Genomic DNA, 21,736 nt, shown 5'->3' on the forward strand with positions numbered 1-21,736 from the left:
TAATTGTTGCTGACGATCCACTGCTGTGTTTAAAAATATATAAACCCTGACAGATTCGTCAGGGTTTTTTTTGTTTATACCTATGAGTAAAATACGAATAAAGACACGTGAACGTAAGATTTTGGCCGATACCATCACACCGGTGAGTATCTACCTGAAGCTTCGGGATCGCTTTGCCAATTCATTCTTACTAGAGAGTTCGGACTACCACGGAGGAGAAAACAGTTTTTCTTATATCTGCTGTTCTCCGCTGGCATATTTACGCGCTCACAATGGAAATATAGCGCGTAAGCTGCCTCACCAAAAGGTGGAAAAATATCCGATCGATGATTTGAAGAAAGAAATAGAAAAGTTTACATATTCCTTTACTTCAGAAGAATCGAACGGATTCATTCGCTCTGGCTTGTTTGGCTACTTCAATTATGATGCGAAGGCTGAATTTGGCGACTTGTCGATTGCGAAAAAGGACGAAAGCATACCGATTGCGCAATATCACCTCTTTCAGTTCATTATTGCATTGGATCACTTCAAAAATGAATGTCACATCATCGAGGCTTTCACTGATCAACCAAATGATGATCTGTTTGAGGAAGTTACCTCATTGATTCAGCAACGTAATATCCCCGGCTATCCATTTAAAACAACGGCCGAAAAAAAATCGAATAAAACAGACAGTGAATACCTTGATATGGTCAAGAAAGGTATTCATCATTGCCATGTAGGAGATGTCTTTCAGGTAGTATTGTCCCGGAATTTTCAAATCCCATTTCAAGGAGATGATTTTCAGGTGTATCGAACGTTGCGCTCAGTCAATCCTTCGCCATACCTCTTTTACTTCGATTATGGCAGCTTTCGTGTTTTCGGATCGTCACCTGAAGCCCAAATTGTGTTAAGCGATCAAAAAGCAGAAATACATCCCATTGCAGGCACATTTAAAAGAACAGGTAACGACAAGGCTGATTCTGAGCTTGCAGAAAAGCTGCTACAAGATCCGAAGGAAGATTCTGAACATGTCATGTTGGTAGACTTAGCTCGGAATGATCTCAGTAGAAGCTGCAATGATGTGAAAGTGGAAACCTACAAAGAAGTGCAGTACTACTCTCATGTGATCCATCTTGTTTCCAAGGTGACCGGATCAATAAAGGAGGGAGCCTCTTTCATGGATATTGTGGCTGAAACATTTCCGGCAGGGACTCTTTCAGGAGCACCTAAGATTCGAGCGATGGAGATCATTGAGGAGAATGAGAATACACCGCGAGGATTCTATGGTGGAGCAGTCGGTTTCATGGATTTCAAGGGCAACTTCAATCACGCAATCATGATAAGAAGTTTTTTAAGTAAAAACAACACACTCAAGTTTCAGGCAGGAGCAGGTATTGTGGCTCAGTCTGTCCCGGAAAATGAATTACAAGAAGTATTCAATAAAGTGAGCGCATTAGAACACGCTATTAAGGAGGCGGAACAGATATGAAAAAGGTACTCGTTATTGATAACTACGATTCTTTTACCTACAACCTGGTTCATATTCTACGCGAACTTGGAGTAGGAGATCAAATGAAGATTGTTCGAAACGATCAATTTGAACTTGATGAGGTAGAAAATTATGATCAAGTCCTGCTTTCACCAGGGCCGGGACTTCCGAAAAATGCCGGTCTAATGCCAAAAGTTATTGAGCGATTCGCAGGATCCAAAAATATCCTTGGAGTCTGTCTGGGCCACCAGGGCATCGGAGAAACTTTTGGTGGCAGATTATTCAACCTACCTAAGGTCTACCATGGGATGGTAACTCCCATCGAACAAGTAGTAGATGATCCAATTTTTAAAGGCCTGCCAAGTTCATTCAATGTTTGTCGATACCACTCCTGGGTCATTGAAAAAGACAGTCTCCCGGAAGATATAGAGGTGACAAGTATTGCTGAAAATGGAAACATTATGTCAATCCGGCACAAGGAATACAATGTACGTGGAGTGCAGTTTCATCCCGAGTCGATTATGACAGAACATGGAAAAGTATTAATGCAAAACTGGTTAGAACTATGAAGGATATTTTGAATAGACTGATCAACAACCAGTCACTATCAAGAGAAGAGGCAAAAGAGGTGCTGACCGGACTGGCAACCGGACAATACAATGATAGTCAGGTCGCTTCATTTCTCACTGTATACCTAATGCGAGCAATACAGGTACAGGAGTTGGAAGGCTTTCGCGATGCGATGCTGGAGCTATGCAACCCCGTAGATTTAAAAGGATATAATTCAATAGATGTTTGCGGAACGGGCGGAGATGGAAAAAACACCTTTAATATATCTACCATTTCCTCTTTCATTGTTGCGGGAGCGGGTGTGAATGTAGCCAAGCACGGAAACTATGGAGTTTCCTCTGTCAGTGGTTCTTCCAATGTGCTTGAGCATCTGGGCGTAAAATTTTCAGGAGATGCGGATCTAATGAAGCGATCCATGGATGCTTCCGGTATTTGCTTCATGCATGCACCCTTATTTCATCCTGCAATGAAAAATGTGGGACCAATACGTAGAGAGCTGGGAGTAAAAACTTTCTTCAATATGCTCGGACCGATGGTAAACCCATCCTTTCCTCCGAATCAGCTGGTCGGCGTTTTCAGCCTGGAGCTTGCGAGACTGTATGGATATCTCTATCAGAATACAGATAAAAATTTTGCCATTGTCCACTCACTTGATGGATATGATGAAATATCGCTTACAGATGACTTTAAGTTAATCTCGAATACAACAGAGGAGTTGGTCTCCCCAGAAAGCCTGGGATTTGAAACATTGAAACAAGATCAGTTACATGGCGGGGAAACCGTAGAAGTAGCGGCCGAAATATTTAAAACCATTCTCAGCGGTGACGGAACAGAAGCTCAGAATCATGCAGTACTATCAAATGCTGGATTGGCCATTGCCACTGTAAATCAAATTTCAATAAAGGACGGAATTGCGAAAGCCAAACAATCGCTTGAGAGTACCAAGGCCCTTCAATCATTTAAGAACTTTTTAAGCATAAATAATTAATGGATATTCTTTCAGAGATAATAGAAAATAAGCGTAAAGAAGTAGAAGCTAGTAAGGAGTTGTACCCGGTAAAACTCCTTGAAAATAGTGCATACTATGAAAGCAAGCCCGTTTCGCTGAAAAAGTACCTCAAACGTGAAGATAAGTCCGGAATCATAGCAGAGATAAAGCGAAAATCTCCATCTAAAGGAATCATCAATGCTCATGTTTCGGTAGAAAGAACGTCTATTGGTTATATGCAGGCCGGTGCATCAGGCCTCTCAGTATTGACCGATAACGAATACTTCGGAGGCTCATCCGATGATTTGAAAGTAGCCAGGTCGTTCAATTTCTGCCCAATTCTTAGAAAAGATTTTATGATCGATGAATATCAGGTCATAGAGGCAAAATCAATTGGCGCTGATGTGATTTTACTGATAGCTTCTGTCTTGGATAAGTCTGAAATCGAAAAACTTGGCGGCCTGGCGCAAAGCCTTGGGATGGAGGTTTTGCTAGAGGTTCACAATGAAGATGAACTCAAAAGAAGCATCACCGATAAAGTTGATCTAATAGGAGTAAATAATAGAAACCTGAAAACCTTCAAGACAGATGTTCAAACATCCTATGATCTGGTGGAGTTGATACCTAATGAATTTGTGAAAGTATCCGAAAGCGGAATTGCTGACCCTAATACGATCAGTCAGTTAAAAAAAGTCGGGTATGAAGGATTTCTCATTGGAGAAACATTCATGAAAAGCGGCAGGCCAGAGAAAGCCGCCAAAGAATTTATAAGGCAATTGATATGAAAGAGCTAAAACTAAAAGTATGTGGAATGCGAGATCCTGACAATATTCAGGAACTTATAGCGCTGAAGCCCAACTTCATTGGATTTATATTTTATCGCAAATCACCTCGGTATGTGAATGAAATGGATGAAGATTTCATCATGCGTATTCCAATCAGTATAAGCAAGGTAGGTGTCTTCGTGAATGAGTCACTCGAAACAATTCTGGAAATCGCAAACAGGTACGGGTTGGAATACATTCAACTACATGGAGACGAAGATTTGACGTTTGCAAATGCACTTAAAGAAAGAGGGCTAAAGATTATTAAAGTATTCAGGGTAATGGACACCATCCCATTCTTTGCTAAGAACTATGAAGGAATAGCCGATTACTTTCTTTTTGATACAGCTTCTATCAATTATGGTGGATCAGGCCGGCATTTTGATTGGAATATTCTGAAAAATTACAACCTAAATGTACCATTTCTATTAAGCGGAGGCGTCCAACTAGAAGACATACCAAAAATCAAGTTGATGGGGATAGAACAGCTGGTCGGGATAGATGTGAATAGCCGCTTCGAGCAAGAGCCGGCACTTAAGGATATCGAGAAACTAAGACAGCTAAAAGCAGGGCTATGAGCAAGTACCATGTAAATGAGAAAGGTTATTATGGGCAATTTGGGGGAGCTTATATTCCTGAGATGCTTTACCCCAACGTGGAGGAACTGAGAGAAAACTATCTGAAGATCATTCAATCAGAGGATTTCAGAAATCAGTTTGATCATCTGCTGAAAACATATGTGGGAAGACCTACTCCGCTATACTTCGCAGGAAGGCTTTCCGAAAAGTATAAAACGAAGGTTTACCTTAAAAGAGAAGATTTATGTCATACAGGGGCTCATAAGGTCAATAACACCATTGGTCAGATTTTATTAGCCCGAGGATTGGGTAAGTCAAAGATCATTGCTGAAACAGGCGCAGGTCAACACGGCGTAGCTACAGCCACCGTTTGCGCACTGATGGGGATGGAGTGTGTGGTGTACATGGGAGAGATAGACATGGCCAGACAAAAGCCAAACGTCGAACGCATGAAGATTCTCGGAGCACAAGTAATTCCTGCCACATCAGGTAGCAAGACGCTGAAAGATGCAACCAATGAAGCGATGCGTCACTGGATCAATAATCCCAATGACACACATTACATCATCGGCTCAGTCGTCGGGCCACATCCATATCCGGATATGGTCGCCAGATTCCAGTCGGTCATAAGCGCGGAAATGCTAAGTCAATTGCAAGAGGTCGAAGGCAGAAACGCCCCGGATCATGTGATCGCTTGTGTTGGAGGAGGAAGCAATGCAGCCGGAGCTTTTTATCATTTTTTAGATAATGAAGATGTCAATCTGATTGCTGCGGAAGCTGCCGGTCAAGGCCTCAATTCAGGTAAATCAGCAGCAACAACCACTTTGGGCAAGTCCGGAGTTTTACATGGAAGTAAAACCATTTTGATGCAAACAGAAGATGGGCAAGTTGTAGAACCTCATAGTATTTCAGCTGGCCTGGATTATCCGGGTATCGGACCTATCCATGCGCATCTCTTCGACGCAGGGAGAGCGGAGTTCTACAGTATCACAGATGAAGAAGCCATGATTGCAGGGATCGAACTAAGTAAGATGGAAGGGATCATTCCTGCTATAGAGTCAGCGCATGCACTCGCCATCTTTAATAATCGTCGATTCGAAGACGATGAGGTAGTCGTGGTAAACCTGTCAGGCCGAGGAGATAAAGATTTAGAAACCTATATCAATTGGGGGAAGTATTGAGATGAACAGAATCGATCAGGTATTTAAAGACAAACACGACATTCTCAATGTCTACTTCACGGCAGGGTATCCCAAGCTTGACGATACCTTGCGGATAGCCAAATCACTAGAAGTTGCCGGTGCGGACATGTTGGAAATAGGTATGCCTTTTTCAGACCCAGTCGCAGATGGCCCGACCATCCAGGAAAGCTCTCAGAAAGCACTGGAGAATGGAATGACCATAGAGAAGCTATTTGATCAGTTAAAGGATTTGAGACAGGAAGTTTCCATCCCGGTGCTTCTCATGGGATACATAAACCCTGTAATTCAATACGGTATTGAACGATTTTGCGAAAAATGCGCCGAGGTAGGAGTGGATGGTGTGATCATCCCGGATTTGCCGATGCATGAATATTTGGAAAGCTACTCCTCCGTTTTTCAGGGCAAAGGAGTCCACAACATCTTCCTTATCAGCCCAAATACATCAGAAGAGCGAATACAAGAAATTGATAAAAAATCGGGAGGCTTCATATATGTCGTTTCTTCCTCGAGTATCACAGGTGCAAAGTCCGGAGTGCAGGAAGGCCAGGTTGAGTATTACAAACGGATTCAATCGATGAAGTTAACTACGCCTCGCCTGATTGGCTTTGGAATTTCTGATCACAATACATTCAGAAATGCGTGTAGTTATGCGAATGGCGCCATCATCGGGAGTGCTTTCATCAAACAATTGAAAGAGGATCCAAGTGAGCACGCAGTTAGCAATTTTGTAAAGAAGATTAAAGGATAGAAAATGATCATACAACTAGAAAAAGGAACAAATGGTGAATTGACAGCTTTGGTTGAAAAAGAGCTGCATTCGCTTAAATACAAGACCACTCGTGTCCAAACTCAGTACGGAAACTATCTGATCGGTACAGGTAAAAAGCAGTTTGACATTCGAAAAATAGGTCATCTAGAAGGGATCAAAGACATTCATGTTGTATCGGATGATTTCAAACTTGTTTCGGCAAAATGGAAAGTCAACCCAACGGTTATAGACCTGGGCGATGATATCAAAATTGGCGGAGGACATTTTTCACTGATGGCCGGTCCTTGCAGCATCGAAGGCGAAGAGAACATAATAGATACCATTAACTTTCTAAAGGCCAACAACATCAAGATCATGCGCGGAGGTGTCTACAAGCCTCGGAGCTCTCCTTATTCTTTCCGGGGATTAGGTATCGACGGATTGAAGCTATGGTACAAGCTGGCAAAAGAGAACGGTATCAAAATTATCTCAGAAGTGATGCAGGTTTCTCAGATAGAAGCCATGCACGATTATGTAGATATCTTCCAGGTAGGCGCTAGAAATACGCAGAATTATAACCTATTAGATGAGCTGGGCCGGGTAGACAAGCCGGTAATGATCAAAAGAGGGATCTCAGGTACCATTGATGAGCTGCTCTATAGTGCAGAATATGTATTCTCAGGAGGAAACGAAAGGCTATTGCTGTGTGAACGCGGCATCAGAACCTATGAGAAAGCATCAAGAAACACGTTTGATATCAATGCGATACCAATCCTGAAGGAGAAATCACACCTTCCGGTCATAGCTGATCCATCGCACGGCATAGGTATCCGAGACCATGTAGCTCCGATCGCAATGGCCTCCACCATTGCTGGGGCGGATGGTGTCATTTTTGAAACACATTGCAAACCGGAAGAGGCATTTTCAGATGGACAGCAGACATTGGATTACGCTGAAGCATCTCAGCTAATTGAAAAACTTAGAACTTTAAACAGCATGGCTGAAAATTAATATGAGGCAGATTTTTGAAAACTACACAGATGAGGACTTTGAAGTATGGAAGATTCTCTTCGATCGTCAGATGAAGCAATTCCCGACACATGCGTGCCATGCGTACCGTGAGGGTTTGAAGATTGCCAATTTTGAAACAGGAATTATTCCTGACTTTAAAGAAACCAACGCGATTCTGGAAGAGACTACCGGTTGGCAACTGGCGGTGGTACCAGGGATAGTGCCTGATTATACGTTTTTCGAACTCATGGCCAATCGACGTTTTCCAGCCACGACGTGGCTGAGAAAGATGAAAGAACTCGACTACCTGGAAGAACCGGATATGTTTCATGATGTATTTGCGCACGTTCCGCTTTTGACGAACCAGCACTTCGTAGATTTTCTCGAAGCGTTGAGTAAAATTGGATTGCAATATGTGGGCAATGATTACGCGATAGAGCTACTCTCCAGGGTTTACTGGTTCACGGTCGAGTTTGGCTTAATCCAGGAAAAAGAAGGTTTGAGAATCTACGGGGCAGGTATCTTGTCTTCTGCAGGAGAAACTCAGTTCTCATTGAGCGATGAACCGCCAAAGCACACTTTCAGTATTGAACATATGCTAAATACGCCTTATAGGAAAGATAAATTCCAAACAGAATATTTTATCACTGAGTCGTACGAGCAGCTATATGAGAGCATACCTGAGATTGAGCGTCTGCTAGCTGAAAAGCTGGAAGCAGTAGCATAAGCTTCAAAACTTCATCCGAATACCGGTGTGTACTGAAACAGGCACAACTAAAACGATGCTATTAATCAGGTCTACTCGAATCTTTATTGGTAAGTCAATATTATCAGAAAGAGGAAAGTACTTATTTCCTGAAATCATCGCGCCTATTTCCAATCCATCATTAAAATTGAGGGTAGGACCAAAATCGAAGTTCATGTCCTCTTCTCCAACTCTAAATAATGGAGTGAGACGGAAAGTAGTAACAGTGTATTCTCTATCAATGGGCGTGCTCCCAAAAGGGACAATGACCCGATACCAATAGAGATGCTGATACATGACTTCCGCTCCAAATTGGAATTCGCCTAATGAAGTGAAAAAGTACTGAGCACTAAATCCGATGCTAAACTGGTTCCAGTCTTCAAGTCTGGTTCCTGCGATTTCATCTTTTTCAATGAGCTTGTCTAAGTCTACTAAAGTGTATCCTGGGCCGATGGTGAAATCAGCGGTTTGCTGGGAATAACCTGAAAATGCAATTAGTAGGCTCAGTGTGAGAATTGGTAAAATTTTCATAGCCTGAAATGTTGGGTGAGAATATTAAGTTACCAATATTTCAATCCATTAGCAAAAATAGGTGTGGATAAATCTGTGGAAAAGTGCGGTAAAACTTGTTGAAAACTAGGTAGTTACATTTTTTGGAGATGTAAAATTATGGTCTACATTAGTATCATCAAACAAGGGATAGGAAACTGAAATGAAAGTTTCCAGTTCGACAAAGGGAAGTTGATTTTAAGTTTGGCTTGGATCAACGAAGTTTGAAAAACTGATGATGAAAAGCGACCGCAGAGGCAACTCTCGGAGGCGCATCTGAAAAGAGTCCGAACAGTAGTTTGAAATATTGCAGTTGCTTCGGCAGTTGCAGTATTAAAAGGGTGAAAATCAATCATGATTTTTCACCCTTTTTGCTTTATACGACCTTCAAAATTTCTATTAGCTGGTTAAATCCCTCAAATTCTTATCTTTAGGGAAACAATCGCCTAGCCAAATGAAGAAATTTGACGTCTGTGTCATAGGTGGCGGCCCTGCAGGATACGCAGCAGCCATGAGAGCCATCGATTTCGGGAAAAGTGTAGCACTCATAGAAAAAGATAAACTCGGTGGAGCCGGAATCCATCAAGGAGCTCTTTGGAGTAAAACCTGGTGGGAGATCTCGAGGGAAGCGCGTATGATTAACCTGCATGGAAATGCGCTTAATCTTGGAAGCACCGAGTTCAGTTTTGAGAAGGTGAAAGGTGAAGTTTCTGCAGCTGTTAATGAACGCGTGAACCTGCTTTCTCATCACATGGAAAACATCAATCTTGGGTACAAGGAAGAGTTATTTGAATACATCCATGGCATAGGCCGGGTAAAAGATAAAAACACGATTGAGGTTTCGGGGAATGGTCAGAATCAGACGCTCAAGGCGGATTATATCGTGCTGGCTACCGGGAGTGTGCCTCGCAAGCTTCCTCATCTTCCAATAGATGAAGAAAATGTCTTTACTTCTGATGGACTTAGCAATCTGACCAAATTCCCTAAATCCATCGTGATTGTAGGAGCAGGAGTGATTGGGTGTGAGTTTGCAACCATCTTCTCGAATTTTGGTCATACCAAAGTTCACCTGATTGATAAAGGAGATCGGATCCTTCCATTTGAAGATACAGATGTCGTGAAGGTCATAGAGAAGAACCTGGAGGCAAAAGGCGTGCTTATTCACAGAAACTCGAAACTCATAGAGATGAAGGTAGATGAGGATGAGGTCGTATATATCCTGGAATATAACGATGGGACCAAAGAAAGCTTCAGAGTTGAAAAAGGACTTATTTCTATTGGAAGAGTACCACAATACGACCAACTGCTGGATGAAGGTCTCGGTGTAGAAGTCGATAACCGGGGCATCAAGGACGATCTTACGCAAACCTCCGTATCCAATATTTATGCAGTAGGAGACATCACCGCAGATATTTCTTTGGTGAATGTAGGTGAGCTGGAAGGTCGCTATGCCATCGAGCGGATTTTTGGTAAGCCGGAACAACCGCTGATCTATAAGAACATATCAACGATCATGTTTCTGGATCCCGAAATAGCCGGAGTAGGCATGAATGAGATTCAGGCACAGCAAGCCGGATTACAATACAAAACAGTCAGTCTCAACTACGGAACAATTCCTCGTGCCATCGCCATGCGGAATACAGAAGGATTTATCAAAGTGCTTGTAACCAACGATGATGACATGAATATCTTAGGCATGCGTGTGGTTGGTGAGCATGCTTCCAGCGCCATACAGGCCGTAGCGTTGTTAATATCTCAGGATAAAAGCATCAAAGAGTTGGCTGAGTTAATCCACCCGCATCCTTCCATCATCGAAGGCATTCAGGAATGTGGACGAATACTTATGGGTAAGCCACTATTCAAGCCACGCGTATTGAGAGATGCCATCAGGTGTCAGGTGTGGGATGGCAAGAGCTATAAAGATTTGGTGAGTGGGTAGCAGTTTAGAAACTTGGAGCCAGTATTATTGGTAGCGTCTTAGTCCAGGTAAAATTCTGAAATATTCTCAGTGATTTCGAAAGTTGGTAATCCCGATAAGTTGGTAAAGAGAATAATAGATAAGTTGTCTTCTGGGTAAATGGTTACCGAAGCTCTTCCACCTCCAAATGCTGATATCCCATAATGCTTTTCACGTTTTATTACAGGCCAGCCGAATGCATAAGCATTTAAAAGTCCTCCGAAACCTCCATATTCACCGCTATTTAATTTTACAGGGTTCCACATTTTATTGATACTCTGTCTGCTCAAAAATTCCCCGATTTGCAGCGATATGATCCATTGCGCAACTTCTTCTGCCGTACTAAATGCACCGGCATCAGCTTTAATCGGAAACTCTTCGTAAACTTCAAGAAGTCGGTCCCCTAAGACGTAATCATTGAGTGTTTTGTCAAAATAGTAAAAGCTATATGTTGGGCTTCTGTTATCTACTACTTCTGATGAGTTTCCATAAAATGTCATGTCCATTCCAGCAACTTTGAATTGTGTTTGCTTAATAAATTTTTCGAAATCCATACCGCTTATTTTTTCTATAATTTTCTCCAGCAACAAGTAATTGGTAGCGTTGTAGCTGAACTCATCTCCTGGATTAAATTGAAAAGACATTTTTTTGACTTCCTCCCATGCCAGGTCTATTCCTTTGCCTCCAATCAAGTCTCCTGTATTTGGATCTTCAATATCCGGAAGACCAGACGTATGACTTAATAATTGCTCTATGGTAACCTTTTGCCAACTTGTTGGTAGGTCATTAAGGTGAATTGAAATTTGATCTCTAATCTGAAGTTTCCCCTTTTCTGCCAGTTGCATAATGGCAGTCGATGTGAAAATTTTGGCAATTGAATTTATTGAGAATATCGTATTCTTTTCGGTTTGTACTGAAAAAGGAACATTTGATAGCCCTAACGATTCGCACAGGATTAGTTCATTATTTTGAACAACAGCTACCTGTAATCCAGGAATACCATTTTCCTTCATTTCACTTTTAAGAAAATTTAAAACCTTTTGATTCTTACTTTGAGAAATAGCATTAAAGCTGATTAGAAATACTAATGGTGATAAGAAGAAGATGATAAACTTTTTGATGAATTCCATTTTGCTTGGTTTAAAGACAACAAAGTCTGATCATCGTTTCTTTATTGTTTTGCAACAATCAGTTAAAAGCTGTTCAATTTCTAAGATCAATATTAGAGTTTAATTTATTTACCTCTTTTCGTTACGGTGATTTATAAACTATAATTCTGATTATGTTGATTATATCTTGATTATCAGAAGATTATTAAGTGTTAGGTAGCTTAATATCCTGATTTAGAAGGATAATTTTTGGATAAATATTCGTCTTAACGATTATACACTAATAATTTCTTTTTGATTTCCATGGCTTAATTTCACAGCAATGAAGATCCTTCTCATCATTCTCAGTGCCGTCTTTATTATTTCAGCGTTGGCTCCATTATCTAAAAGGGAGGAATGGTGGATACGAGGATTTGACTTTCCGTATGTTCAGTTTACCGTCTTGGGGCTTTTATGTTTGATCGGCTGGAGTCTACTTTATCAGCCAACAGGTCGGATGGAAGGATTCATCTGTGGAATGACCATCGCACTATTCATATATCGCCTGACTGTGATTTATCCATATACTAAACTGAAGCGACCAACTATTCCGTGGAGCGAAAATGGAACTACAAGGATCCGATTCATATCAGCCAATGTCTTGATGTCCAATCATGATTACCATGGATGCCTTGAAATGATTGATAAGCACAACCCGGATGTTTTATTTCTTGTTGAGGTCGATTCTAATTGGAAGGATGGAATTGATGAAGAGTTAAGCAAGGTGTTTCCATACAAAGTTTTGAAGCCCATTGATAACACTTATGGAATGATGCTATACTCGAAACTTAAATTGGTGGATAGCTCCATTCAGTTTTTGATCGAAGAAGATGTCCCGTCCATACATACCAAAATAGAACTTACAGACGGTGAGATTATACAGTTTTACGGCCTGCATCCCAAACCACCCGCGCCAGGTGAAAATGAAGACTCAACTCCTCGAGACGCTGAGCTGGTAATGATAGGAAGGTCCGTACAAAAAAATGAATTACCCGTGATTGTGGCTGGAGATATGAATGATGTGGCATGGTCACATACTACCCGGTTGTTTATGCGCCTCAGTGGTTTGTTGGATCCGCGTATGGGGAGAGGGTTCTTCAACACTTTTCATGCTGGAAGACCATTGATGAGGTGGCCATTGGATCACTTCTTTTTTAGCCATCACTTTCGAATAGCCAAGCTGGATCGACTTTCCAATTTTCATTCCGACCATTATCCGATTTTGGTTGATGTGACATTAAATCCATCCGTACACGCCGTAGCTTCCAAAGAGCATGCTACTCACGATGATCTGGATGAAGCGGAGGAGAAGTTAAACAAGGTAGACATCTAGAAATATACAATAGACATTTGGTCTACATCGCAATTTCTTAACACCAGAAATTTAGACTTCTGGTTGATTTTCAGTATTTTGACTGTATATAAACTCACCACAGTTATGGTTTCACTTATTCTCACCAGCTTAAGTGATGCAATTCCGTCTTTATTTACCGCTAGACTTTCGGTATTTCGTGTCGGATTTACATTACTTATTTTCTCTCTTTTTTCATCTCCTATAATGTCCCAGGTGCTTATTAATGAGGTCATCACAGACCCTCAGCTTGATTGGAGTACCAATGGTTTCGACGGTACCGATGGAGGAGGCACGATTAATTCCGACGATGATTGGATTGAGCTCTACATTAACGCCAATGGCCTGGATCTTACCGGATGGACCATCGAACTAAATGACGGGACAGACGAATCAGGGACGATTGCTGCCGGAGGAGCATTTACAATAATGAATTACATCTCCGAAACCGGAGGTACATTCACGAATACTGACGCAGGTGACTACATTGTTCTGGGCGAAATGACAACTGGCGCAATCAATCAAAGTGTGACGGTCGTATTGCGTGACAATACCGCTACGCTCATTGATCAAGTCATTATTGCCTCAGCATCCGGTACCATGTTCACCGGGAGTTCCAACGATGCGACCGATGAATCTGTTTGTCGTATTCCAAATGGGCAGGATACAGATGTAGAGGTAGATGATTTTGTAAAAACACGAGCCACCTTAGGAATAACCAATTCTCCCACCGGAACTGTTTTGATTAATGAGGTGGTAACGAATCCACGCACCGATTGGAGTACCAATGGATTTGATGGAACAGATGGAGGTGGCACAATTTCAGCAGTAGATGAATGGATCGAATTGTATATCGGAACTGATAGTCTAAACCTCACCAAGTGGACCTTTAACATAAGCGACAGTGATGGAGCTTTTACCGGCGATCTGTCATCCACTGGAGCTTTTGATGTTGTGAACTACGTCGGTAGCGGGGACTTTACACAAACCGCGATAGGAGACTATTTGATATTGGGCAATCCGGACGGTAGTAATGATTTGAATACCGACGTTTATATTCAACTATTTGATGCAGATGGGACTATGGTAGACGATGTGGAGATAGGTGACAATGAGGAAGGAGATGCTGTCGATGATGGTGCACCTAATAGCTTTGGAAGTTCAGTTGCAGACGAGTCGGTTGCAAGAATTAGCAATGCTTCGGATACAGACGTTGATGCAACAGACTTTCAGGGAGTGGTTTCCACTCTTGGAACAGAAAATGGATTGATGAACGTTTTTGTAGATGCGACTGCATCGGATGATACAGGTCTTGGCACAGTTGGCGATCCGAAGCAGCTTATCCAATCGGGAATAGATCTTGCACTTACCACAGGTACAGTCACGGTGGCCGGTGGTTCATATTCAGAAAACCTTACCATCTCAAAATCACTTACACTCAATGGAGCCAACCAGGGGACGACTGGAAATGGTGCAAGGGCCTTGGAATCACAAGTTGATCCGGGAGCAACTTCTACAGCTATCACAATCAGTGCTGATGACGTAACGATTGATGGAATTCAGGTTGGTACTGATGCATCTAGTTCCAACGCCACTAATGGTATTTCGGCAACAGTAAGTGGAGCGATCTCAATTACCAATAATATTGTTTTTGCGAATAGCACAGGAATTTCGGTTGTGGGCTCATCTACCGGCTCGGTCTTAATTACAGACAATCTTGTTTCGATGCTAGCAGTGGAGGATGCCACCAATGCTACAAATGGTAGTATAGGAATGATACTTTCAACAATTTCAGGAGATGCTGACGCAGATATTACAAATAATGATATTGCTAATGCTGGAATTGGAATATCCACTTATGCATTGACTTCAAGTACGGAAGCAATAATTGATGGGGGAACTTATACTGGATGTACGGCAGGAATAATCCCAATAAATACAGATGGGGGAGGTGGTTTTAGTCCATCCACCTTAACGATTCAAAACCTTACCATGTCAGGTTTTATCACCGACGGAGATGTTTTAAATCCGGATACCGAAGTGGGTGTATATGTGGTAGCGGCCGGTGGAACAGCATCTGATGACATTATCATCACCATGGATAATCTGGATATTTCTGGAGTGGGCAATGGTGCTTCCAATAATTCCGGAATTATCATTGGGGATTTTCCCACCGCCAGTAATGGAGCGGGAATAGACGCAACGATTACAAATAGTAACATTCACGACAATTCAAATCGGGGTATATATACACGGGGAGAGGATGCAGTCACAAATATCTCTCAGACTTTGATTAACGGAAATGGTTTCGATCCGCATGCTTTGTCAGGAAATCCAGGTTTTAGCGTAATAGCCAGAGAAGGATCAGCAACAACTGTTTCTAATTGTTTTATTACCAATCCTGCGACTTTGAGCTCAGCAGAAGACATACCTTCCAACTACTACGTATCGGGTCTTCATATTTCTACTGCAGGTACTTTGACTGTCAGCGATTGTAGTCTTGATGATAATGGTAATGGCTTCATTGCTGAAACTGCTGGTATAAATCTTTCTGGCAATTATTTTAACACCACGGTAGAAGCCACAATCGACGCTGCTGTCGGTTCTAATGATTTCACGCCTTGGCTCGCATTAGGAACTGATACGGATCTTGGAACAGACGGATTTCAGGGTGACTTCAGCAGCCTGATGGTTGGAGTTTCAGGCGCTCAAACCGGAGCTACAGGTCGAATAGAAGAGGCAGTAGGATTGGTCGATGCGAGCGGTACAATTCATGTAAATGCAGGAACTTATCCGGAGAATTTAACCCTTGCAAAATCGCTAACACTAAATGGTGCGAATCAGGGAATTGCAAGTTCAGGTACTCGCAGTGCAGAATCTATTATAGAGCCAGCCAGCGCAAATATTGGAATTACGGTAGGTGCTGTGGACATCACTATTGATGGATTTCAGTTTGGTACCGACAATGCTACTTCCAATCATACGGTAGCTATTTCTAACACAGGCTTTACAGGTTTAAATGCTTCCAACAATATCATATTTGCTAATTCAGCAGGGATGTCAGTCACAGGAATTTCCTCAGGTGCATTGACCATTTCTGGCAATGGAATAGAGATGCTTAATCTTGAAGATCCATTGAATGCAACCAATCCAAGTGTTGGTATTAATGCACAAAGTATTACCGGAACCGCCGATGCTGATTTTACGGATAATGATGTTCAAACAGCTTCATATGGATTTTTTGGATATGCGCTTAATGCCACTCCAACAGTAACCATTTATGGGGGAAACTATACAGGCTGCACGAAAGGGATAGAGATAAATAATACCAATGGACTTGGTGTTTTTGGTCCGAGCAATGTTTCTATCGACAATGTGACCATGTCTGGGTTTGTAGATCCGGATGCGGATTTAACACAGCCCGATACGCAGGCAGGAATTTATGTTTTTGTTACAGGAGCAGCTACAGCTACAGATGATATTATTGTATCTATTGACAGTGTAGATATCTCCGGTATCGGAAACACAGGAACCGACTATTCAGCTATTTATATTGCAGATTTTCAAGCGACAGGGCCATTCCTTGGTACCGATGATGATGGCATTGGAATCACCGCAGATATTACGAACTCAAATATTCACGATAATCTAAATAGAGGAATCTATACTCGAGGAAGGAACGCACTCTCCAATGTGTCTACTTGTACGTTGACGTCAAATGGATCAAATCCAGGTGCCGGTGCCGGGTCTGCGATAAGCGTATTCGCACAGAGTACGGTAGACCTACAAAGTAGTGCGCTGACCAATCCTGCAACAGGAACAGCCACACTACTCATTTCACAGCAACAAGGAACGATCACGGCCGCTGGGAATAGTCTGGACAACAATGGAAACGCTACAGGACTTTTAGCAGATATCCAGACAGGAACAACAGGATCGATAGATATGTCCGGCAATTGGCTGGGAGATACAGATAATGCCACAATCCTTTCGCTTATTGACTTTACCCCAGCAGATATTGATTTTACACCTTTCCTGGAGTCCGGAACAGATACTGATTTATTAGTTGATGGTTTTCAAGCAGACTTTGATGCGTTAACAGTTACGTCTTCCGGTGATCAATCTTCCGGTGATAGAATTCAAGAAGGGCATGACCTAGTCAATGCTAACGGGACTATTTCCATATTGCTAGCTGATTATGCCGAAACACTAACCGTATCGAAAAATGTAACTATATCTCCAGCCTCAGGAACCACCATTGATGACGTTACATTGAACGGGGGAAACCTTGGTGTGTTAAACAATACCATTACTATTGATAACTCCCTCACTATGACCGACGGAGTTTTTGATATTGATCAGGAGGATGGTGATAAAGATGATGATCCTGTCTTCATACTCCCTACCACAGTGAATGGTTCTTCCTATGATTCGGACACTCATTTTGAAGGTAGAATTCAATCGTCGGTTACAGGAGCTACGAGCTTTACTTTTGAAGTTGGCGATGAAGGCGCATATCGTCCTGCAACTTTGACACCTACAACCACCACCACATTTCAGGTTGCTCATATAGCTGAAGCGACTCCAACAGGAGGAGGAGCTACCAATCCTGATATTACCAATTTGATAGGAGATGCCAGTGGTAATCCGGCAGGTACAATAGAGAGTGTGCTTAACTTCAGATACTGGGATATAGATGTTTCAGCGGGCGGCCCTCCGGGAACCACCAATGTGGCATTACAAATCAGTTCAGGAGACAATGCAACCGATCCTTCTGAACTGGGTATGACCAGATTTGACGGTTCAGATTGGACTGTGATGACACTTGTTTCAGCTGCGGGTTCTGACCCATATGTCATTACAGCTTCAACGACTAGTTTTAGTGAGTTTTCCATATACTCAACAGACGCATCTGCAAATCCACTTCCGGTTGAGCTGGTAGATTTCATTGGTACAAAAGTGGATCGAGATATTATGCTCAGTTGGTCTACCATGTCGGAAGTAAACTCAAACTACTTTGCAGTCGAATATAGTGGAGATGGAATAGCGTTTAGCGAAATTGGACGAGTTGCCTCCCATGGGAATAGTAATGAAAGGCTTGACTACAGATTCACAGATGCAAATGTTAAAATAGGCATCCACTATTACAGGCTCAAGATGGTCGATTATGATGGAACCTTCGAGTATTCACCGATCATTCTGGTTTCTCCCGATTTATCCAATGTACGGATATTGGCATACCCAAATCCAGCCACAGATTTCATTGAGATAGAAGGAATAGAAGCCAGCTACCTAAAGCAATTAATTTTCTATGATTTGAATGGTAAAATCCATAAAACCTTCAAATCAATAGAGTCATCCAAAATTCAAATTTCAGATTTATTTAAAGGACAGTATGTTATTAGGCTTGAAATGATTGATGGTAGTGTCTTTAAAGGGAAAATTGTAGTTCAATAATTACTCCATCCTCAGCGCTTCTGAAGGATTGATATTCGAGATTCTCAGGGATTGGATGCTGATGGAAATAAAAGTAACACCGATTACAGCCAAGCCGGAAAGTAGAAATATCAATGGATTCAAATCTACCTTATATGCAAAGTCGCTGAGCCAATCCTTTAGCAGCCACCAGGCAATCGGAGAGGCGAGGAGTGTAGCCAGGCCAATCAAAAGAACGAATTTCCTGGCGACCAAAAGAATGATATTAAGCGAGGAAGAGCCAAGCACCTTACGTATGCCCATCTCCTTGAATCTTTTTTGAATGACCAATCTTGTCAAAGCCAATAATCCCAACCAGGCAATGAATAGAGAGAATCCCGCTGCATAGTTAATCATGGAACTATATCGCTTTTCTTCCTTATACTTTTCGTTCAGGATATCATTGACATACTTCATTTCGAATGGAAGATCGCTCATTGTTTTTTGCCAGGCAGCATGTATCTCGTCTGCAAGACGCCCGGCATTTCCGGGAGCCACTTTGATCACAGTGGTAAACAATTGTGGAGGCCATACATATGAAGAAATTCCTGTCAACCCTTCCATTATATAATCAATGTTGGTAACTAAGATCAATGGTGCCACATCACTATGGAGTGAGTTGAAATTGAAATCCTTCACTACTCCAATGATCTCATGGCTTTTGGTAAAGTCTTTCCCTGGAATCTGCTTGCCTAGCGGATCTTTCCAGCCCATTTCCTTCACAAGGGATTCGTTTACAATAATCGCTTTCCCTGTATCATCTTCCCTAAAATCTCTTCCGGCTATTAATTCCAGTCCCATCGTACTGATATAGTCTGAGGTTACGAGGTTAAAATTGAATTTCAGCTTAGATTCATCTTGTTGTTCGAAAGTGAAGACCGTCCAGCGAACTACCGACATGGTAGTCATGGTAGCTGCCGTACTCACAACAATTGGATTGGATTTCAACTCATTGCTTAACGTTTCATATGCAACGATGGCATCTTTTGCGTCCAGATTTTGAGGAAGTTCTACTTCCACAAGCTGATTTTTTTCAAAGCCAAGTGACTTGTTGCTTACATAACTCATCTGATTTTTAAACACGATGGTCCCTATGATTAGACCTACACAGAAGGTGAATTGAATAACGACCATCAGGTTTCGAGTGAGACTACTTCCGCCAACAGATAAGGTGCCTTTCAAAGCGCTCGTAGTTTTCAAACGTAAAATCACGCCGGAAGAAATTAAGCTGGAAATGATTGAAATGACACTGATGAGAATGAGGATAAATCCAAAGAGCTCGCCGGATAGGTGAAAGTTTAACTTCGCGTTTGCGAGGCTATTAAATACCGGTATGAAATAATAGGTAGCAACCAATGCGATAACTCCGGCCGCCAATGCCAATATTAAAACCTCTAGCAAAAGCTGAGAGGCTAGCTGTCGCTTAAATGCGCCCATGGTTTTTCTGATTCCAAATTCCTTGATCCGGTTCAGTGACTGACTGCTTGTTAGCATGATAAAGTTGAGTACGGCAATTACGATGACCAGCAACGAAAGACCAATCAGGATATAGACATAGTCAGGGTTATGCGTGATAGCTTCTCCATCTTGTGCAAACTCATTACTCCACCAATAGAGCTTGCTAATAGGCTGAAGTTTAATCACTGTTTTATCTGCTTCCTCCGGTATTTGAGCCAGGCGTTCAAAAGTTTCCGTTAGCAGCAACTCAAGTTCAGCTACATTTTCTTGAGGATTTAATTTCAGGTAAGTCTCAAGATATGAAACATCATACCCTGTTAAGAAACTCGGATCGGGGATCAAATTTTTCAAATGATCGATATGTATGATCATATCGAATGGAAGGCTATTCAATTCCTCAATTGGGTCAGCCACTGCGGAAACAATGAATTGATACGAATCATTTCCTACCGTAATCTCCAATTGCTTACCAATTGGGTCAGCTACCCCAAAATACTTTTCTGCCATCGGAGGACTTAGGACTACCTGGGAAATATTGGTTAGAGGAGTTTTTTTGTCGCCTTCGATAATCGGAAAAGAGAAGATGTCAAAGAAATCTGAATCTACAAGCATCACTTTCTCTGAAAATGTTTCAGAACCTTTCTTGACATAACCAGAGCCCGATATCAATCTGCTGATTCGTTCGATAGAGGGTATTTCATTCCTCAGGTCGGTAGCTAGCTGACTTCCTGCCGTGTTATTCCAGGAAAGCAATTCATTGGTATCTCTGTTTCGAATTTGCTTGGTAAAGCGAAAGATGGACTCATGCTCAGCATGAAAGGAATCATGCTGGATGGCATTTTGTACATAGAAGAATACGAGAAGACCAAACATTAGGCTCAAGGCCAATCCGAGGATATTGATGAGCGAATAAAACTTGTATTTGCGCATGTTGCGAAGCGCAAGAAGTAGATTAATTCGAAGCATAGCAGTATTTATGAGTTGTGTTTTTGAGTTCCTTACTAGAATTCCCGGACGGAAGAATCGTAAGGCATTCCAAAGCAATCGTCTATTTGATTTAAACTTTGAAAACCTGGTTTCGTCCTTCAGGTATTGCTCCCAGATGTCACCGATTACACTTTCAGCGAGTTGTGGTGGGCAATAGAAGTTTATCATCCGAATGATCCACTTTGGCGGCTCCATCTAGATGCTAGAGAATTTTAGATCAGGGATGAGTGACCAAAGCTGCTGACGTTGCTCTTTCAAAGTTTGTAACATCTGCAAGCCAGCATTGGAAACACTGAAAATCCTTTTTCTACGACCACCACGCATATTGGAAGCGCCACCCATCTCTGAAGTAACGTAGCCCTTATCTTCCATGCGATAGAGTGTCACATGTACGGCGCTGAGGTTTACCTCGCGACCTATCTTTTCGTGAATCTCATCCACAATCGCATTGCCGTAGGCATTTTCCCCCAGCATTGCCACCATGGTGAGTACCAGTTCTTCAAATTCTCCAAGGTATTCTTTTTTCATTTCTATACATTTTGTCAAAGTTATACGTATTTGTATATACTTTGTTATAGTAATGCTGAAAAGTTCTATTTGAAGTGATATGTTGTCCTTTGTGAATTAATACATAACTAATATTTATGCTTTACATAAAAAATATAAATAAAAAT

17 protein-coding genes are annotated in these 21,736 nt (G+C 41.8%); 12 read left to right on the forward strand and 5 right to left on the reverse strand.

The genetic code is table 11. From position 1 onward, the window contains the following. The first annotated feature begins 82 nt into the window (after positions 1 to 82). The 9 genes from ACL8WY_RS16115 to ACL8WY_RS16155 are packed head-to-tail and all read left to right on the forward strand — an operon-like array spanning position 83 to position 8,119. On the forward strand, positions 83 to 1,471 hold the full coding sequence (locus tag ACL8WY_RS16115) for an anthranilate synthase component I family protein (RefSeq protein WP_436515783.1): 1,389 nt from the start codon (positions 83 to 85) through the stop codon (positions 1,469 to 1,471). Further along, on the forward strand, positions 1,468 to 2,040 hold the full coding sequence (locus tag ACL8WY_RS16120; RefSeq protein WP_436515784.1) for an anthranilate synthase component II: 573 nt from the start codon (positions 1,468 to 1,470) through the stop codon (positions 2,038 to 2,040). The genes ACL8WY_RS16115 and ACL8WY_RS16120 overlap by 4 nt, the downstream gene beginning before the upstream one ends. Beyond that, positions 2,037 to 3,029 carry an anthranilate phosphoribosyltransferase gene (gene trpD, locus ACL8WY_RS16125; RefSeq protein ID WP_436515785.1) on the forward strand — a complete coding sequence of 331 codons (993 nt, stop codon included), beginning with the start codon at positions 2,037 to 2,039 and terminating at the stop codon, positions 3,027 to 3,029. Before ACL8WY_RS16120 ends, trpD begins: the two co-directional genes overlap by 4 nt. Continuing rightward, positions 3,029 to 3,814: an indole-3-glycerol phosphate synthase TrpC gene (gene trpC / locus ACL8WY_RS16130; RefSeq protein ID WP_436515786.1), complete on the forward strand. Its 786-nt coding sequence runs from the start codon at positions 3,029 to 3,031 to the stop codon at positions 3,812 to 3,814. Before trpD ends, trpC begins: the two co-directional genes overlap by 1 nt. Beyond that, a complete protein-coding gene (locus ACL8WY_RS16135) occupies positions 3,811 to 4,431 on the forward strand; it encodes a phosphoribosylanthranilate isomerase (protein WP_436515787.1) in 621 nt (206 codons plus the stop codon). The genes trpC and ACL8WY_RS16135 overlap by 4 nt, the downstream gene beginning before the upstream one ends. Continuing rightward, positions 4,428 to 5,612: a tryptophan synthase subunit beta gene (gene trpB / locus ACL8WY_RS16140; protein WP_436515788.1), complete on the forward strand. Its 1,185-nt coding sequence runs from the start codon at positions 4,428 to 4,430 to the stop codon at positions 5,610 to 5,612. Before ACL8WY_RS16135 ends, trpB begins: the two co-directional genes overlap by 4 nt. Before the next feature lies 1 nt (position 5,613). Continuing rightward, entirely contained in the window at positions 5,614 to 6,381 is a 768-nt protein-coding gene (gene trpA / locus ACL8WY_RS16145) for a tryptophan synthase subunit alpha (protein WP_436515789.1), read from the forward strand. Between the two features lie 3 nt (positions 6,382 to 6,384). Beyond that, the gene (locus tag ACL8WY_RS16150) at positions 6,385 to 7,392 is read left to right on the forward strand and encodes a bifunctional 3-deoxy-7-phosphoheptulonate synthase/chorismate mutase (protein WP_436515790.1); all 1,008 of its coding nucleotides are present in this window, start codon (positions 6,385 to 6,387) and stop codon (positions 7,390 to 7,392) included. 1 nt (position 7,393) lies between these two features. After that, complete coding sequence (locus ACL8WY_RS16155) at positions 7,394 to 8,119, forward strand: phenylalanine 4-monooxygenase (protein WP_436515791.1); 726 nt, start codon at positions 7,394 to 7,396, stop codon at positions 8,117 to 8,119. A 3-nt stretch (positions 8,120 to 8,122) separates the two neighbouring features. Here ACL8WY_RS16155 and ACL8WY_RS16160 read toward each other — a convergent pair whose 3' ends face one another. After that, entirely contained in the window at positions 8,123 to 8,668 is a 546-nt protein-coding gene (locus ACL8WY_RS16160; protein WP_436515792.1) for a hypothetical protein, read from the reverse strand. A gap of 472 nt (positions 8,669 to 9,140) precedes the next feature. Between ACL8WY_RS16160 and ACL8WY_RS16165 the strand changes: the two genes are divergently transcribed. After that, the gene (locus ACL8WY_RS16165) at positions 9,141 to 10,625 is read left to right on the forward strand and encodes a dihydrolipoyl dehydrogenase family protein (RefSeq protein WP_436515793.1); all 1,485 of its coding nucleotides are present in this window, start codon (positions 9,141 to 9,143) and stop codon (positions 10,623 to 10,625) included. 38 nt (positions 10,626 to 10,663) lie between these two features. On the opposite strand, the gene ACL8WY_RS16170 is transcribed toward ACL8WY_RS16165, so the two are convergent. Continuing rightward, positions 10,664 to 11,773 carry a serine hydrolase domain-containing protein gene (locus ACL8WY_RS16170; RefSeq protein WP_436515794.1) on the reverse strand — a complete coding sequence of 370 codons (1,110 nt, stop codon included), beginning with the start codon at positions 11,771 to 11,773 and terminating at the stop codon, positions 10,664 to 10,666. Positions 11,774 to 12,074: 301 nt separating this feature from the next. Between ACL8WY_RS16170 and ACL8WY_RS16175 the strand changes: the two genes are divergently transcribed. Beyond that, positions 12,075 to 13,124: an endonuclease/exonuclease/phosphatase family protein gene (locus ACL8WY_RS16175; protein WP_436515795.1), complete on the forward strand. Its 1,050-nt coding sequence runs from the start codon at positions 12,075 to 12,077 to the stop codon at positions 13,122 to 13,124. On the opposite strand, the gene ACL8WY_RS16180 is transcribed toward ACL8WY_RS16175, so the two are convergent. Next, positions 13,121 to 13,378, reverse strand: a complete 258-nt coding sequence (locus tag ACL8WY_RS16180; protein ID WP_436515796.1) for a hypothetical protein — start codon at positions 13,376 to 13,378, stop codon at positions 13,121 to 13,123. The genes ACL8WY_RS16175 and ACL8WY_RS16180 overlap by 4 nt on opposite strands. On the opposite strand from ACL8WY_RS16180, the gene ACL8WY_RS16185 reads away from it, so the two are divergent. After that, entirely contained in the window at positions 13,359 to 18,599 is a 5,241-nt protein-coding gene (locus ACL8WY_RS16185) for a T9SS type A sorting domain-containing protein (protein ID WP_436515797.1), read from the forward strand. The two genes, ACL8WY_RS16180 and ACL8WY_RS16185, sit on opposite strands and share 20 nt — an antisense overlap. Here the strand turns inward: ACL8WY_RS16185 and ACL8WY_RS16190 are convergent, their stop codons facing one another. Together ACL8WY_RS16190 and ACL8WY_RS16195 are read right to left on the reverse strand one after the other, a co-directional pair. Then, a complete protein-coding gene (locus ACL8WY_RS16190; protein WP_436515798.1) occupies positions 18,600 to 21,257 on the reverse strand; it encodes an ABC transporter permease in 2,658 nt (885 codons plus the stop codon). It abuts the gene before it with no gap. Next, complete coding sequence (locus ACL8WY_RS16195) at positions 21,258 to 21,590, reverse strand: PadR family transcriptional regulator (RefSeq protein WP_436515799.1); 333 nt, start codon at positions 21,588 to 21,590, stop codon at positions 21,258 to 21,260. It abuts the gene before it with no gap. Positions 21,591 to 21,736 lie beyond the last annotated feature (146 nt).

The organism is Ekhidna algicida (genome assembly GCF_051379705.1).
Taxonomy (GTDB): domain Bacteria; phylum Bacteroidota; class Bacteroidia; order Cytophagales; family Cyclobacteriaceae; genus Ekhidna.

Coding starts and splice junctions, on each gene's coding strand:
- ACL8WY_RS16155 (WP_436515791.1), top strand. CDS start 7,394: ATGAGGCAGATTTTTGAAAACTACACAGATGAGGACTTTGAAGTATGG.
- trpA (WP_436515789.1), top strand. CDS start 5,614: ATGAACAGAATCGATCAGGTATTTAAAGACAAACACGACATTCTCAAT.
- ACL8WY_RS16135 (WP_436515787.1), top strand. CDS start 3,811: ATGAAAGAGCTAAAACTAAAAGTATGTGGAATGCGAGATCCTGACAAT.
- ACL8WY_RS16150 (WP_436515790.1), top strand. CDS start 6,385: ATGATCATACAACTAGAAAAAGGAACAAATGGTGAATTGACAGCTTTG.
- trpB (WP_436515788.1), top strand. CDS start 4,428: ATGAGCAAGTACCATGTAAATGAGAAAGGTTATTATGGGCAATTTGGG.
- trpC (WP_436515786.1), top strand. CDS start 3,029: ATGGATATTCTTTCAGAGATAATAGAAAATAAGCGTAAAGAAGTAGAA.
- ACL8WY_RS16170 (WP_436515794.1), bottom strand. CDS start 11,773: ATGGAATTCATCAAAAAGTTTATCATCTTCTTCTTATCACCATTAGTA.
- ACL8WY_RS16165 (WP_436515793.1), top strand. CDS start 9,141: ATGAAGAAATTTGACGTCTGTGTCATAGGTGGCGGCCCTGCAGGATAC.
- ACL8WY_RS16120 (WP_436515784.1), top strand. CDS start 1,468: ATGAAAAAGGTACTCGTTATTGATAACTACGATTCTTTTACCTACAAC.
- ACL8WY_RS16195 (WP_436515799.1), bottom strand. CDS start 21,590: ATGAAAAAAGAATACCTTGGAGAATTTGAAGAACTGGTACTCACCATG.
- ACL8WY_RS16160 (WP_436515792.1), bottom strand. CDS start 8,668: ATGAAAATTTTACCAATTCTCACACTGAGCCTACTAATTGCATTTTCA.
- ACL8WY_RS16175 (WP_436515795.1), top strand. CDS start 12,075: ATGAAGATCCTTCTCATCATTCTCAGTGCCGTCTTTATTATTTCAGCG.
- ACL8WY_RS16115 (WP_436515783.1), top strand. CDS start 83: ATGAGTAAAATACGAATAAAGACACGTGAACGTAAGATTTTGGCCGAT.
- ACL8WY_RS16180 (WP_436515796.1), bottom strand. CDS start 13,378: ATGACCTCATTAATAAGCACCTGGGACATTATAGGAGATGAAAAAAGA.
- ACL8WY_RS16190 (WP_436515798.1), bottom strand. CDS start 21,257: ATGGAGCCGCCAAAGTGGATCATTCGGATGATAAACTTCTATTGCCCA.
- trpD (WP_436515785.1), top strand. CDS start 2,037: ATGAAGGATATTTTGAATAGACTGATCAACAACCAGTCACTATCAAGA.